Below are 13604 nucleotides of genomic sequence, written 5' to 3'. Positions count from 1 at the left end.
GAGCCCAAAAGGACCGAGACGGAAAACAAACAACGTTCGAATGTTGTTTCCTGTTGCAGCGAACTCCTTTTGGCTTTCGGCCAAAAGGTTTTTTTACGTTTGCGCGTCGGTTCGGGGCCAACATTAGGAAAGTTGGTGTCCGGATGGAACCGAAAAAAATGAGCACGACGAAAATGAAAAAGATGAAAAGTGAAGGCATCCCGATCTCAATGATCACCGCCTACGACTATCCTTCCGCCAAGCTTGCGGAGGAAGCGGGGGTCGACGTCATTCTGGTGGGCGATTCGCTCGGCAATGTCGTTCAAGGACAACAGTCCACGCTGCCGGTGACGCTGGACGAAATCATTTACCATACAAAGATGGTCACCCGGGCCGTTACCGAGCCGTTCGTCGTAGCCGATATGCCGTTCATGACGTATCACGGCTCCATCGACCAATCGCTGCAGAACATCGGCCGTCTTATGCGCGAAGGCTTGTGCAAAGCGGTCAAGATGGAGGGCGGAACGGAAATCGCCCATACAGTGGAAGCCAGCGTCAAAGCGGGCGTTCCGGTTATGGGACATATAGGATTAACGCCGCAATCGGTCTACCAGATCGGCGGTTATAAGGTGCAGGGAAAAAATAGCGAGCAGGCGAAGAAGCTGCTCGAGGACGCGAAAGCGCTGGAGCAGGCGGGGGCGTTCGCCATTGTGCTGGAGCTTGTAACCGACGAGCTGTCCGAGCAAATTACGAAGCAGCTGTCGATTCCGACGATCGGCATCGGGGCCGGACCGCATTGCGACGGTCAGGTGCTCGTATTTCACGATATGCTGCAATATTCGTCGCCGCTGTATCCCAAAAAATTCGTTAAAACGTACGCGAACATTGGAGATTCTATTCGTAAAGGGATCGCCGAATATGTCAATGACGTCAAAAGCCGCAGCTTCCCGGCCGCCGAGCATACGTTCCATGCCGAATTGGAAATCGCCGGACATCTGTACGGCGGCGACAAAAAGGATAAGTAATGAATAACGGGAGTGGATCTCTGGTATGCAGGCTCTGCACACAATAAACGATATACGCTCGGCGCTGAAGCAAGCGAGACGGGCTGTGGAACAAACGAAACTCACTTCGACAGTCGGCATGATCCCTACGATGGGATATTTGCACGAAGGACATATGAGCCTGATCCGGCGGGCCAAAAGCGAATGCGATCTAGTCGTCGTCAGCATTTTTGTCAATCCGCTGCAATTCGGTCCGACCGAAGATTTCGATAAATATCCGCGCGATGCGGAGCGGGATTTACGCCTTGCGGAGGAAGCGGGAGCGGACTTTGTGTTTATGCCTTCCGTTCAGGAGATGTATCCCGCTCCGATCAAAACGAAGGTGATCGTTACCTCGATTACAGACGTATTGTGCGGCGCATCCCGCCCCGGCCATTTCGACGGCGTGGCGACCGTCGTAACGAAGCTGTTCCATATCGTGCAGCCGGACCAGGCTTACTTCGGGATGAAGGACGCTCAGCAGGTAGCCGTGATCGAGCAGTTTACGGCCGATCTGAACTCGCCGGTTCGCATCGTTCGCTGCGAGACGCTGCGTGAGCCTGACGGGCTTGCCATGAGCTCCCGTAACGTTTATTTGAACGAAGAGCAGCGCAAGCAGGCCGTAGTGCTGATCGAAACGCTGCGCCGTATCGACGATTGGGTCGCGGAGCCCGGTATGACGATTGAAAAGCTGACGCAGCATATTCGCGGAAATATTGAAAGTGCACCGCTTGCGCGCATCGATTATGCGGAAATCCGCACGTATCCCGGTCTTGAGCCGGTTGCGTCTATGGAAGAGTGGCACGCCAATCAGCCGATACTTGTGGCGCTTGCGGTCAAGTTCGGCGGCACGCGTCTGATCGACAACCGCATTTTCGGCTGAAGAGAGAGGGAGGGAGAGCTTGCCATGTTTTTGACCATGATGAAATCGAAAATACACCGCGCCACCGTCACGGAGGCGAATTTGAATTATGTGGGCAGCATTACGATCGACGAGGATTTAATGGACTTGGTTGAACTTTTGCCTAATGAAAAAGTGCAGGTTGTAGATAATAACAACGGAGCGCGCCTCGAAACTTATGTGATTCCCGGTCCACGCGGCTCGGGCGTAATCTGCCTGAACGGCGCGGCAGCCCGTCTCGTCCACCCCGGCGATACGGTCATCATCATCGCCTATGCGATGATGACGCGTGAGGAAGCCAAAGTTTATAAGCCTCGAATCGCCATTATGGGAGAAGGCAACAAAGTCATCGACACGTTAAACGTGGAGACGCATTCCACAATCTTGTAACGGCAAGGTGGGATCAGGTCATGTTGAAACAGTTGTTCGCCACGATGAATGATACACTGGATGAAGTGATGAAGCAGTATCCGACAGTGGGCGTCCAAGGCAAGCAGGATCTGAACGAAAAGCTGGAAATGTTAAAATCGATGAGCGATTCGTTTATCGAGGAATGGCTGCAATTTGAAGAAAAGCTATCCCGAGCTCTCGAGTCGATTCAGAAAAACGGCTGGGCCGACGCTCAAGCGGCTGCGCCCGATCCGCACCAAGCGGCGCTCGAATCGTCCGATACGTTCAAGAAAGGGCAGGGCTACTTTCAACTGCTCATGTTCGACAAGGCGGCGCTGCAATTCGAAAGTATGCTGGAGCAGCACCCGGATTTTTTGCTTGGCCGGTTATATTTGGCGATGAGCCATATGCGGCTGGACAACGATGTCGAGGCGTACCGGCATTTCCGGTTCATTACTTCCTTTGCCGAGCACTCGCAGATGAAGGCCATATCTTATAATGCAATGGGCTGTATTCAAGCCAAAAATGCGAATATGGAGCAAGCCCAAAGCTTGTTCAAGCTGGCGTATTCGCTCGACCCGACAAGTGTCGAACCGATGATCAATATGGGCATCTGTTTGTCCCAGATCGGCGGCGCATCAAGCTCCGGCAACGGATTTATTCATTGAAATTATTTATTTAGCTCCTGGTATTCCCCGCAAAGTAACAAGTATTTACAGCTAATGTGCTATCGCTTTGCGGGGCACATACAAACAAACATTCGGAATAAGCCCTTCCCTTTTACGTTTCGAATTTGGTATGCTACAATTACCCCACAAAGTGGAGTTCAGGTTTCGAAAATACTCCAGTTACTTTGCGGGGGCCCCGAAATTTATATATTTTTTTTATAAGTATGAAGGGGAATCGTAGAGAAGGGATTGAAGACGAACCGGATGAGATATGCGGTACTCGATTTGGAAACGACTGGAGACCAACCTTCCGATGATATCATACAGGTTGGTCTTGTTGTTATAGAGGATGGAGCTATTAGCCAAAGATTCTCTTCTTTGGCAAAGCCGAACAAGCCCATACCGGAGTTTATCGTGCAGCTTACCGGCATTACCGATAGCATGGTAGCGGACGCACCACCTATCGAAGACGTGCTGACCGATATGCTGCCGCTGCTGGAAGGAAGCGCTTTGGTAGCGCATAACGCCGGATTTGACCATATGTTTTTGCGCTACGCTAGCGAGAAGAGCGGATATTTGCCTTTTGACGGACGCGTACTGGATACGATACCGGTACTTCGCATCTTGTTTCCGGGACTGACGAGCTTGCAACTGTCGATGGTTAGCGCTGCCTTCGGTTTCGAACATGACCGGCCGCATCAGGCGGACAGCGATGCCGAGGTGACGGCGTTAATCTGGCTGAAATGTCTCGAGAAGCTGGATGAGCTGCCGCTACTTACCGTTCAGAAAATAGCCCAGCTATTCGAGAACGACCCGAGCGATATGGGCTGGTTTATGCAGGAAATGCGCTTGCGCAAAGAGATGCAAACGAGCCTCGACCCCGAAACGGGCCGTTATTTTCGACAGTACGCGCTGAACGTGGACGATTGGGATGAAGAGAAGCCTGCACGGGAAGGCAAGGATGGGGCAGGCGAGCTCAGAAGCGAAACGTTCGCCGAATTTTACGGCAAAATCAAAGCGAATCTGCGCAGCAAATTCGACGATTTCGAAGAGCGCGAGGCGCAAGAGCAGATGATTATGGAAGTGGAAGGCTCGTTTGACGCAGAGCGCCATTTGATGGTGGAAGCGGGCACCGGAACGGGCAAATCGCTTGGATATTTGATTCCCTCGTTGTATTATGGCATCAAGGAAGACAAGAAGGTGATCGTCAGCACGCACACGATCAATTTGCAGGAACAGCTTCGGGCCAGAGACATTCCGCTTTTGCACGATATTTTTCCCGCTCCTTTCCGGGCTTCCATCCTGAAAGGGCGCAGTCACTATTTGTGCTTGCGCAAATTCGAGCAGAAGCTGTATAATCGTGATTTTGCCAGCGAGAAGGAAGACCGGGTCAGCGCTGCGCAGATGGTCGTCTGGCTCAGCGAGACGCAGCACGGCGACGACGAGGAACTGTTTTTTGCCGGCCGCGGGGCCGAGTTTTGGCAAACGGTCGCAAGCGATACCGATTCGTGCCTGAACCGGATGTGTCCGTGGTTTAAAAAGTGCTTTTACCACCGGGCCCGCCACGAAGCGAATATAGCGGACGTCATCGTGACGAACCATTCGCTGCTGTTTACGGACGTTCAGGCCGAGAACCGTCTGCTGCCCGCCTACAAGCAGCTCGTTATCGACGAAGCGCATCATTTTGAGGAAGTGGCGAGCAAGCATCTCGGCATGGATCTGCACTACGGATCGTTAGTCGGGACGCTCGTATGGCTGTTTAAAGATTCGAAGAGCGGTCAGCTGCCGAATTTGCAATTCCGCCTCGAGCGGGGAACGGAAGAGAAGGCGACCGAATGGAACGCGGTCATCGAATCGGTTTATCCGCGGCTTGTGCGGATCAAGGAAGAATGGGATAAGCTGACCGAGCTGCTGTACTTGATGATCGGAGAGCGAAGCGACTCAGCCGGAAACGAAACCGGCCAGCTCGTGCTGCGACTGAAACCGGAATCGCTGCCGAAGTCGTGGAACACGCTGCTCGTGATCGAAGAAAATATTTATTTGGAAGCGACGGAAGTGACGAAGAAGCTCGACCGGCTCATTACCGAGCTGAAGGAAGAGACGGAAGAATTTACGACAAGCAGCGTATTGACCGATTTGTCCGGCTCCGTGAAGCAGCTGCTGCGCCAGCGCGATATTTTGCGGTTTTTCCTCCAAATGCCTCAGGCGGATTATGTATACTGGCTGGAAGCTTCGCCGTTTTATAAGAGCAAGTCGCTGCAATTGTTTGCCGTACCGCTCGATGTGAGCCATCTGCTGAAGCAGCATTTTTTCGATACGAAGGACACGGTCGTGCTGACGTCCGCTACGCTGACGGTCAACAAGTCGTTTCAATACAGCGCCGCACAGCTTGGCTTGCAGCCGCTGTCGGACGAGCGGAAGGTGAAGACGATTCAATTGTCGTCTCCTTTTAAGTACAGGGAGCAGGCGCTTGTGCTCATTCCGAGAGATTTCCCGAGCGTCAAAGGCGCTACGGCGGACGCCGTTTTCCTCGAGGCGCTGGTCGGTTCTCTAGCCGATGTGGCGGTTGAAACGAAAGGCCGGATGCTCGTCCTGTTCACGTCGCACCGGATGCTCAAGCAGATCCATCCGGAGCTGAAGGAGCGTTTGAAGCCGCATTCGATTCAAGTACTCGGTCAAGGCGTCGACAGCAGCAACCGCAGCAAGCTGATCCGGATGTTCCGCTCGCAGTCGCAGAGCGTGCTTCTTGGCACGAGCAGCTTCTGGGAAGGGGTAGACATTCCCGGCGAGGCGCTCACCTGTCTGGCCATCGTCCGGCTGCCGTTCCAGCCGCCGAATCATCCGCTGGTCGAAGCGAAAAACGAGCAAATAAAGAAGAGCAACCAAAATCCGTTTACGGCGCTTTCCGTGCCCCAGGCGGTCATTCGTTTCAAGCAAGGGTTCGGCCGTCTCGTTCGCACCGCAAAGGATCGTGGCGTTGTTATCATCTACGATACGAGAGTGCTGGAAACGTCTTATGGGCGGAACTTCCTGTATTCGCTGCCGGGACCGAAAATCGAGCATTTGTCGACACAGCATTTGGTATCCAGAATTTCCGGTTGGCTGGGAGGAGACAAGGAATGAAGACGCCTAAAATATCGGAAGCGGTCGTTCGCCGTCTTCCGGTTTATTTACGCTATTTGAACGAGCTGAGCAGACGAAATGTGCAGATGGTTTCGTCCCAGGACTTGGGGCAAAAGCTGGATTTGAACCCGGCGCAAATTCGCAAAGATTTGGCTTATTTCGGCGAGTTCGGCAAAAAAGGGATCGGCTACGACGTCGCTTATTTGATCGAGAAAATCCGGCAAATTTTAAAGCTCGATCAAATTATTCCGGTTGCGCTTGTCGGAGCGGGCAATCTGGGGCGGGCGCTGTGCAATTATAACGCCTACCTGAAGGACAATATGAAGATCGTCGCCGTATTCGACAGCTTTCCGGAGAAAATCGGCTCGCAGATCGGCAATCTGACCGTATTGCCGATGGAGGCGCTGAGCAGTACGATCCAGGAGCATAAAGTGCGGATCGGCATCATTACGGTACCTGCGTTCGAAGCTCAGATCGTAGCTAATCAGTTTGTGGAGGCCGGGGTGGAAGCGATACTCAACTTCGCTCCCGTGATCATCAAGGTGCCGGGCGAAGTGCGCGTCCATCATGCCGATTTTACGACCGAGCTGATGAGTCTGGCTTATTACTTGGATCATCCGTAAACCGAATAACAAAAAAAGAAGCGGCGGGGCTTAACACCTTGCCGCTTCTTCGTCTATAGGCCGTGCGATCCCGCCGTTAGAAACTAGAACAGAGCGAAAACGAGCTTGTACAACAGGAATGCGAGCGCCATACTGATCGGGATCGTAATGACCCAGGTAAGGATCATGCGGGTAACCGTACCCCACTTCACGTCCTTGAAGCGGATAACGCTGCCCGTACCGATAATGGCCGACGTGATGACATGCGTGGTCGACAGAGGCTGTCCGATAGCCGTAGACGTCTGGATAACGATCGAGGAGGTCAGGTCCGATGCAAATCCGTTGACCGGCTCGATTTTCATAATTTTTTTGCTGACCGTTTTGATAATGCGCCAGCCGCCGATCGAGGTGCCGAGGCCCATAGCCGTTGCAGCCGCAATTTTAACCCACATGGGCACATCCAGCGTCGATTGAAATTCTCCGGCAACAAGGGCGAATACGATAATCCCCATCGCTTTCTGGGCGTCGTTCCCGCCGTGCGAGAAGGAGAGCAGGCCCGCGGACAAAATCTGGAACGTGCGGAAAACCCGGTTCAGCTTCGAGCGGGACGTGTTGCCGCTAAGCAGGATCGCGTACTTGATGATCCCCATAATGAGAAAACCGACGGCAAAGGCGATAATCGGAGACAAAATCAATATTTTGACGATTCCCAGAAACCCGTTCCAGTTGAGCGAGGCCGATCCCGCTCCTGCCAGCACCGCACCGGCTAACGCGCCGATCAGCGTGTGAGAGGACGACGATGGGATGGCGAAATACCAGGTGAACAAGTTCCAGGCGATCGCCGCGATGAGCGCAATCATGACAATTTGTATGCCATTCTCGATCTTGGCCGGATTGGCGATGCTTCCTCCGACCGTCTTCGCCACTTCGGAGGACAGAACCGCACCGATAAAGTTGAGCACGGCCGCATAAAAGACGGCAAACCGCGGAGACATCGCCCGGGTCGAAATGGAGGTTGCGATGGCGTTCGCCGTATCGTGGAATCCGTTAATGAAGTCGAATAATAACGCCAAAAGGACGACGATGATAACCAAAGTAAGCATGATTTTCTCCTAACGCTTGGATTGACATACGGCAGCAGCGGATTCCGTTCGGCAGTCGGCTAATCTGCCTGAGAAATCGGCGGGTAAAAAGCAGGTTTCGGATACGTATCAGGCGTAGCGAAGAACGACACTCTCGAGGATGTCGGCTACGTCCTCGCAGCTGTCCGTCGTTTGCTCCAGACGCTCGTACAGCTCCTTCAGCTTGAAATCATGATACGGCTCGGTCGGATGCGTGAAAATTTCGCGGATGCCTTCGCGCATTAAGCGGTCGCCTTCATTTTCGAGGCTGTTGATTTGTACGGTATGTTCCTGGATCTGCATATATTTTTTCTTGGAAAGCAGCTTGAAGGCGGCGACAAGATGCTCGCAAGAGGATACAAGCACTTCGGAGAATTCCTTCATATAAGTGTTCGTGAACGTAATGTTCAGATAGTCGAAGCGCGCGATCGAAGCCTCGATGCCGTCAAGCACGTCGTCGAGCCTGACAGCCAGCTCCATAATATCTTCCCGGTCGAGCGGCGTAATGAACACTTTGTTCAATCCTTTGAAAATTTCATGGGTATATGAGTCGCCCACGTTTTCGATTTCCTTCAATGCTGTGAAATATGTAGCAGGCGGTTCGCTTCCCATCATGGCACTACGGAACATATGCGCGCCTTTCAGCGTATTTTCCGCAGCCTGAATGAGAAGATTCAGGAAATCGATCTCGCCTTTTTTATTAAAAATCATCAAGCGAATAACCCCCATTAGTGATATAGATGGATACAGTCGTTTACACAAAATTAAAATTATCATATCGCGGTAGAAAAAAGCAAACGAATCATGACGAATATTCGCGAATTATAGGTGCTCTCATCCCGTTTCTCTTGATTTTGACTTATTTAAAGGGTACTATTTGAAGCGTAAAGCGCGATCAAAAAAAATAGTTGACCCATCCGTTGTCCAGAAAAGGCGTAGTGACGCGTGTGACGAGATCAACAGCAGGTCCGCTATTTTTTTGATCGCGCCTAAATGCAATGATTCGAATTATACGGGGAAAGGCTGATGAAGAAGTGACAAGAACTTTAATCCGGAACGGCACGTTCGTTACCGTAAATGATGAAGCTCCGCTCGTTCGCGGATTTATGGGATTTGACAACGATACGATCATTTATTTGTCGGACAAGGAGCCGGATGCTTCCGTGCCGTTTGATGTTATTATGGACGGAACGAACAAATTGTATATGCCCGGACTCGTCAATACGCATTGTCACGCGGCCATGTCGCTTCTGCGCGGTTATGGGGACGACCTTGCCCTGCAAGTATGGCTTCAAGAAAAAATGTGGCCGAACGAAGCGAAATTTACCGGCGAAGACGTGCGCTGGGGAACGCTGCTCTCCATCCTCGAGATGATCAAGGGCGGGACAACCAGCTTCGTCGACATGTACGATCATATGAACGAGGTTGCGCAAGCGGTTGAGTTATCCGGCATGCGCGGCTGCTTGACCCGCGGTGCGATCGGCCTCTGTCCGCCCGATGTACAGGAGCAGAAGCTGCAGGAAGCGATCCAGTTTGCCAAAGACTGGCACGGTAAGGCGGATGGCCGCATTACGACGATGATGTCGCCGCATGCCCCGTATACGTGCCCGCCCGACTTTATCGAGAAGTTTGTCCAAGCGGCGCATGACCTCGACCTGCCGATGCATACCCATATGTCCGAAACGCTTCATGAGGTGCTGGAAAACGAGAAGCAGTACGGCTTGCGCCCGGTTGATCATCTGGCGAAGCTGGGCTTGTTCTCGCGTCCTTCGCTCGTGGCCCACGCCGTGCATCTGACCGATCGCGAGATCGAGACGCTGCGCGAACATAACGTTCACGTATCGCACAATCCGGGTAGCAATCTGAAGCTGGCCAGCGGCGTCGCTCGCGTACCTGACTTGCTGAAGGCCGGCGTTCTCGTCTCCCTGGGGACGGACAGCTCGGCGAGCAACAACAATCTGGACATGTTCGAGGAAATGCGTCTAGCGGCGCTTATCCATAAAGGCGTGTCCGGCGATCCGCTTGCTGTCCCTGCGACGGAAGCGCTCAAGCTGGGAACGGTGAACGGTGCGAAATCGATCTGGCTCGATCGTGTCGGAACGCTCGCAGTCGGCATGAAGGCTGATTTTATCGCTCTGGATGTCGATCAAGCCCACTTCCTGCCGAAAAGTGATTATGTATCGCATATCGTCTATTCCGCTTCGGCGAAAGACGTAACCGACGTATTTGTTGACGGCAAACAAATCGTTCGCGGCGGGGAAGCGCTGACGCTCGATGAAGAGCGCATCAAATACGAAGCGCAGCGGCGTTTCGAGCTTTTGACGAACTAAGATGCGGCTACGTGCGGGAAGGGGGGAGAAGGCGATGGGCAAAAAAATCATGTACAGCTTGATTGCCGTGCTGCTGCTGATTGTGGTTGCCCTCGTATTCTTCTACCGGACGATACATAGCGCGGAGTGGGCGGACCGTGCCGCCGCCATCGAAACCGTTACGGCCAGCACGTACATGCGGACGATCGACAAGGTCGAGAACTTCGTCGGCGAGGATTCGTACCGGATCGTATTCGGCAAAGACGGCGAGGGCAAACCCGCCATCGCCTGGGTTCACGAGGGCGAAGTCCATATGGAGTACGAAACCGCCGGCGTGACCGAGTCGTGGGTTCGCGAGCAAGTGATGAAGCAGCAGGAGAATAACGACATTTTGCGTGTAATGCCGGGCGTACTGAATGAAGCGTATGTATGGGAAGTGCTGTACAAGCGTAAGGAAGACGGCATGGACCGTTATTACTATACGTACTACCGGTTCGACAACGGCCTTGAAGTTGATACGTGGAAAATGCTACCTCTTTAGTCCTGCATAGGGCTGATCCGCTAGAATGGCGGGTCAGCCCTATTGTCGTGCGGCGGCCCTTTCTGAGTTTAGGTGCGGGCTTTAATCTTACCGAATACATTAACGACGAACAACACGACGGAAGCGATTACGAGCAAGCCGCCTACCGATGCGGTCGGAATGCCGACGCTTAACAGATTGTTAGCGAACAAGATCATACTGATGATCAGCAGCGGAAGCCCGATATTGTGCAGCCAAAATTGGACGCTGGCGAGTTTCGTATTCCCGGCCTCCGGAAATACCGAGTAAATGACGCCGATCAAAGCAAGCGACGCCCAACCGAGCAAGTTGATATGGGCGTGAGTGGACGTATACTGAAATTGCTCCGCAATTCCCATCACAAGCCCCACCACGACTCCGATCAGAAAGTAAATAACCGATACCTGAATGAAACGAGCACCCATACGTTATCCTCCCTTATCGTAATAGTTCGACAAAATACAACGATATACGTATTCGTCGTGAAGCGCTTTCATTCCTTTGTTCCTTTCTATCGTCAGCTCGATTTTTTATGCCTGCCGCCGGCGGTCATACCAGCTTTACCACAAGTTGCATCGGAATTTGCTATGCTGAATGTGATATACTTTCAGTATTGATTCAGTGATATACAGATTGTATTCAAATCCAGACTCAAATTTAACTATAACAATTCTATAAGGATGAAGGAGGGACGTCCGAATGAAGCTCAGATGGCTGCCGATTGCGGCGAGCATTATTGTATCTTCGGTCGTACTGTTCGGAGGTTGGTTTCTATATGACAGCCTGGCGATGGAGAATCCTCTTTCCCGCATCGTGCAGGAGACGCCGGGTGTCGGACCGTCGCAGATTAGCGTCGGGAGCGACAAAGTAACAATAGAACTAACACCGAAGCAGGATGCAAGCATCCGCGAAATATATAAATCGATTACGGAAAAAGGCAGCTCGATTATAGGCAAACGCGATGTGGAGCTTGCGATCAAGGACTCCAGTACGCCGGAGCTGGACCGTTGGTGGTCCGATGCTTTGTTCGATGTAGCAGAAGCGATGGAGGGCAAGCGATATGCCTTGATTCCGGCGGCGCTGGATGCGAAGAAGTCGACTTATCCGGGCATGCAGGTCAGCACGGAAATGGACGACAAATACGTGTACGTTCATATGACAGACGGTACGAATGACAAATATGTGCTGCTGCCTCGTACCACGCCTAAAATGGGGGTGTGGCCTAATGAGTAAGCTTGGCAAAGAAATGCTCATCGGGTTCGTGCCAGTGCTGCTCGTCTTCCTCGTCTTTTTGGGCGTTAATGTAATGCCGGTCGTTCTTGTCGGTGTTTTGTTAGTTTCGCTATTGTACCTTACGCGTATGCGCGCGAATATCGGGGGAACTTCTTCCGAGCGCAAAGGGAAAAGCCGGACGCCCTCGTATTTGACGTTCGACGATATCGGAGGCCAAGACCGCGCGAAAAACGAGCTGATGGAAGCACTCGACTTTCTGATCAAGCATGAGGAAATACGCAAATTCGGCATTCGTCCGTTAAAAGGCATCTTGCTCACGGGACCTCCGGGAACCGGCAAAACGCTGATGGCGAAAGCGGCGGCGTTTTATACGAATTCCGTCTTCGTCTCGGCTTCCGGCAGCGAGTTCGTGGAAATGTATGTCGGCGTCGGCGCCAGCCGGGTCCGAGATTTGTTCAAGGAAGCGCGCAGCCGCGCCGCAAAGGAAAACAAAGAGAGCGCGATCCTGTTTATCGACGAAATCGACGTGATCGGCGGCAAGCGGGAAGGCGGTCAACACCGGGAGTACGATCAGACGCTGAACCAGCTGCTTACCGAAATGGACGGTATCCATACGTCGGATACGCCGCGCATCCTGATCATCGCCGCCACCAACCGCAAGGAGATGCTGGACAGCGCTCTGCTTCGTCCGGGGCGGTTCGACCGGCATATCGGGGTAGATCTGCCTGACAAAAAAGGACGTCGGCATATTTTGCAACTTCATGCCGCCAATAAACCGGTGTCGCCAGAGGCCAGTCTCGAGCGGGTCGCCGGCGAGACGTTCGGATTTTCCGGGGCACAGCTCGAAAGCGTCATGAACGAGGCGGCCATCTATGCTATGCGGGAGGAGCGGGCCGAGATCGGCCAGCAGCATTTTTCGCTTGCGATCGATAAGGTCATGATGGGGGAGAAAACCGACCGTGAAGCGACGATGGAAGAACGTAAGCGCGTTGCGCTTCACGAACTCGGGCACGCTATCGCTGCGGAGAAGGTGAAGCCGGGTACGGTTTCAACCGTTTCGCTCAGTCCGCGCGGTCAGGCGCTCGGATACGTACGGCATAATCCGCCGCAGGATCAGTACTTGTACACGCGTGCCGAGCTGGAGCAGCAAATTATGATCGCGCTCGGCGGCGCCGTTGCCGAGGAGATGTTTTACGGAGGCCGGAGCACCGGCTCGCGAAACGACTTCGAACAGGCGCTTCGCCTTGTTCGTACGATGATCGATTCCGGCCTTACATCACTCGGCATCATCGACAGCGAGATGGTGTCGCAGGAGCAATTGATGAAAGAGAACGCGTCCATCCTGAACGGATTGCACCAGGCTACAAGAGAAATGCTGGAGCGCTTCCGCTTCGTGTTCGAGCAATCGCTGGACATTTTGCTTCGCGAGGAAGTGCTGACCGGCGACCAGTTCCGGGAACTGCTCGGCAAGGTCGAACAGACAAACGCTACACCCGTGTCGACTCAGGGCCTTGCATAGTCCATATCGTTTTAAAAAAATGACCCACAAACTTCATCGTTTGTGGGTTCATTTACGACCTTTTTGTGTCCTGGCGTGAAATATTTGCTTATTCGTTGTATCATTTAGGTATAGCCGTAAGTTCAGTCATCGAGATCAGGCGCGTAAAGGAGATAAA

The 13604-nt window shown here is 52.8% G+C and carries 12 protein-coding genes and 1 pseudogene; 10 read left to right on the top strand and 3 right to left on the bottom strand.

Annotation, left to right across the window (positions count from 1 at the left end):
* Positions 1–143 precede the first annotated feature (143 nt).
* From panB to D7M11_RS28575, 6 genes and pseudogenes are all read left to right on the top strand, one after another.
* On the top strand, positions 144–1004 hold the full coding sequence (panB, locus tag D7M11_RS28600; protein ID WP_120750690.1) for a 3-methyl-2-oxobutanoate hydroxymethyltransferase: 861 nt from the start codon (positions 144–146) through the stop codon (positions 1002–1004).
* A gap of 25 nt (positions 1005–1029) precedes the next feature.
* Positions 1030–1899 (top strand): annotated as a pseudogene (gene panC, locus D7M11_RS28595) (pantoate--beta-alanine ligase); the annotation flags it as partial.
* Positions 1900–1929: 30 nt separating this feature from the next.
* The gene (gene panD / locus D7M11_RS28590) at positions 1930–2313 is read left to right on the top strand and encodes an aspartate 1-decarboxylase (RefSeq protein WP_120750688.1); all 384 of its coding nucleotides are present in this window, start codon (positions 1930–1932) and stop codon (positions 2311–2313) included.
* A 20-nt stretch (positions 2314–2333) separates the two neighbouring features.
* Positions 2334–2981, top strand: coding sequence for a hypothetical protein (locus D7M11_RS28585; protein WP_120750687.1), 648 nt, complete (start codon positions 2334–2336; stop codon positions 2979–2981).
* Between the two features lie 264 nt (positions 2982–3245).
* On the top strand, positions 3246–6104 hold the full coding sequence (gene dinG / locus D7M11_RS28580) for an ATP-dependent DNA helicase DinG (RefSeq protein ID WP_120750719.1): 2859 nt from the start codon (positions 3246–3248) through the stop codon (positions 6102–6104).
* A complete protein-coding gene (locus D7M11_RS28575; RefSeq protein ID WP_120750686.1) occupies positions 6101–6727 on the top strand; it encodes a redox-sensing transcriptional repressor Rex in 627 nt (208 codons plus the stop codon). The genes dinG and D7M11_RS28575 overlap by 4 nt, the downstream gene beginning before the upstream one ends.
* 83 nt (positions 6728–6810) lie before the next feature.
* Here D7M11_RS28575 and D7M11_RS28570 read toward each other — a convergent pair whose 3' ends face one another.
* Both D7M11_RS28570 and D7M11_RS28565 read right to left on the bottom strand, forming a co-directional pair.
* Positions 6811–7809 carry an inorganic phosphate transporter gene (locus D7M11_RS28570; RefSeq protein WP_120750685.1) on the bottom strand — a complete coding sequence of 333 codons (999 nt, stop codon included), beginning with the start codon at positions 7807–7809 and terminating at the stop codon, positions 6811–6813.
* 108 nt (positions 7810–7917) lie between these two features.
* Complete coding sequence (locus tag D7M11_RS28565; protein WP_120750684.1) at positions 7918–8538, bottom strand: DUF47 domain-containing protein; 621 nt, start codon at positions 8536–8538, stop codon at positions 7918–7920.
* Positions 8539–8861: 323 nt separating this feature from the next.
* Here D7M11_RS28565 and D7M11_RS28560 point away from each other — a divergent pair, with 323 nt between their 5' ends.
* Both D7M11_RS28560 and D7M11_RS28555 read left to right on the top strand, forming a co-directional pair.
* The gene (locus tag D7M11_RS28560) at positions 8862–10157 is read left to right on the top strand and encodes an amidohydrolase (RefSeq protein WP_120750683.1); all 1296 of its coding nucleotides are present in this window, start codon (positions 8862–8864) and stop codon (positions 10155–10157) included.
* 34 nt (positions 10158–10191) lie between these two features.
* Entirely contained in the window at positions 10192–10677 is a 486-nt protein-coding gene (locus D7M11_RS28555) for a cell wall elongation regulator TseB-like domain-containing protein (RefSeq protein WP_120750682.1), read from the top strand.
* Positions 10678–10745: 68 nt separating this feature from the next.
* Here the strand turns inward: D7M11_RS28555 and D7M11_RS28550 are convergent, their stop codons facing one another.
* A complete protein-coding gene (locus tag D7M11_RS28550; RefSeq protein WP_120750681.1) occupies positions 10746–11120 on the bottom strand; it encodes a cytochrome-c oxidase in 375 nt (124 codons plus the stop codon).
* Between the two features lie 274 nt (positions 11121–11394).
* Here D7M11_RS28550 and D7M11_RS28545 point away from each other — a divergent pair, with 274 nt between their 5' ends.
* On the top strand, positions 11395–11928 hold the full coding sequence (locus tag D7M11_RS28545; RefSeq protein WP_120750680.1) for a hypothetical protein: 534 nt from the start codon (positions 11395–11397) through the stop codon (positions 11926–11928).
* Positions 11921–13447 (top strand): AAA family ATPase, encoded by a 1527-nt coding sequence (locus D7M11_RS28540; protein WP_120750679.1) that lies wholly within the window; start codon positions 11921–11923, stop codon positions 13445–13447. Before D7M11_RS28545 ends, D7M11_RS28540 begins: the two co-directional genes overlap by 8 nt.
* Positions 13448–13604 lie beyond the last annotated feature (157 nt).

The sequence above is a fragment of the Paenibacillus ginsengarvi genome, from assembly GCF_003626695.1.
Lineage (GTDB): Bacteria > Bacillota > Bacilli > Paenibacillales > NBRC-103111 > Paenibacillus_AB > Paenibacillus_AB ginsengarvi.
The sequence above is the reverse complement of the archived record's forward strand: the minus strand, read 5'-3'. Positions and strand labels throughout refer to the sequence as shown.

Excerpts from the sequence above, each read along its gene's own strand:
- D7M11_RS28550 (WP_120750681.1), bottom strand. The coding sequence starts at position 11,120 with ATGGGTGCTCGTTTCATTCAGGTATCGGTTATTTACTTTCTGATCGGA.
- panB (WP_120750690.1), top strand. The coding sequence starts at position 144 with ATGGAACCGAAAAAAATGAGCACGACGAAAATGAAAAAGATGAAAAGT.
- dinG (WP_120750719.1), top strand. The coding sequence starts at position 3,246 with ATGAGATATGCGGTACTCGATTTGGAAACGACTGGAGACCAACCTTCC.
- D7M11_RS28575 (WP_120750686.1), top strand. The coding sequence starts at position 6,101 with ATGAAGACGCCTAAAATATCGGAAGCGGTCGTTCGCCGTCTTCCGGTT.
- D7M11_RS28570 (WP_120750685.1), bottom strand. The coding sequence starts at position 7,809 with ATGCTTACTTTGGTTATCATCGTCGTCCTTTTGGCGTTATTATTCGAC.
- D7M11_RS28545 (WP_120750680.1), top strand. The coding sequence starts at position 11,395 with ATGAAGCTCAGATGGCTGCCGATTGCGGCGAGCATTATTGTATCTTCG.
- D7M11_RS28555 (WP_120750682.1), top strand. The coding sequence starts at position 10,192 with ATGGGCAAAAAAATCATGTACAGCTTGATTGCCGTGCTGCTGCTGATT.
- D7M11_RS28540 (WP_120750679.1), top strand. The coding sequence starts at position 11,921 with ATGAGTAAGCTTGGCAAAGAAATGCTCATCGGGTTCGTGCCAGTGCTG.
- D7M11_RS28565 (WP_120750684.1), bottom strand. The coding sequence starts at position 8,538 with ATGATTTTTAATAAAAAAGGCGAGATCGATTTCCTGAATCTTCTCATT.
- panD (WP_120750688.1), top strand. The coding sequence starts at position 1,930 with ATGTTTTTGACCATGATGAAATCGAAAATACACCGCGCCACCGTCACG.
- D7M11_RS28585 (WP_120750687.1), top strand. The coding sequence starts at position 2,334 with ATGTTGAAACAGTTGTTCGCCACGATGAATGATACACTGGATGAAGTG.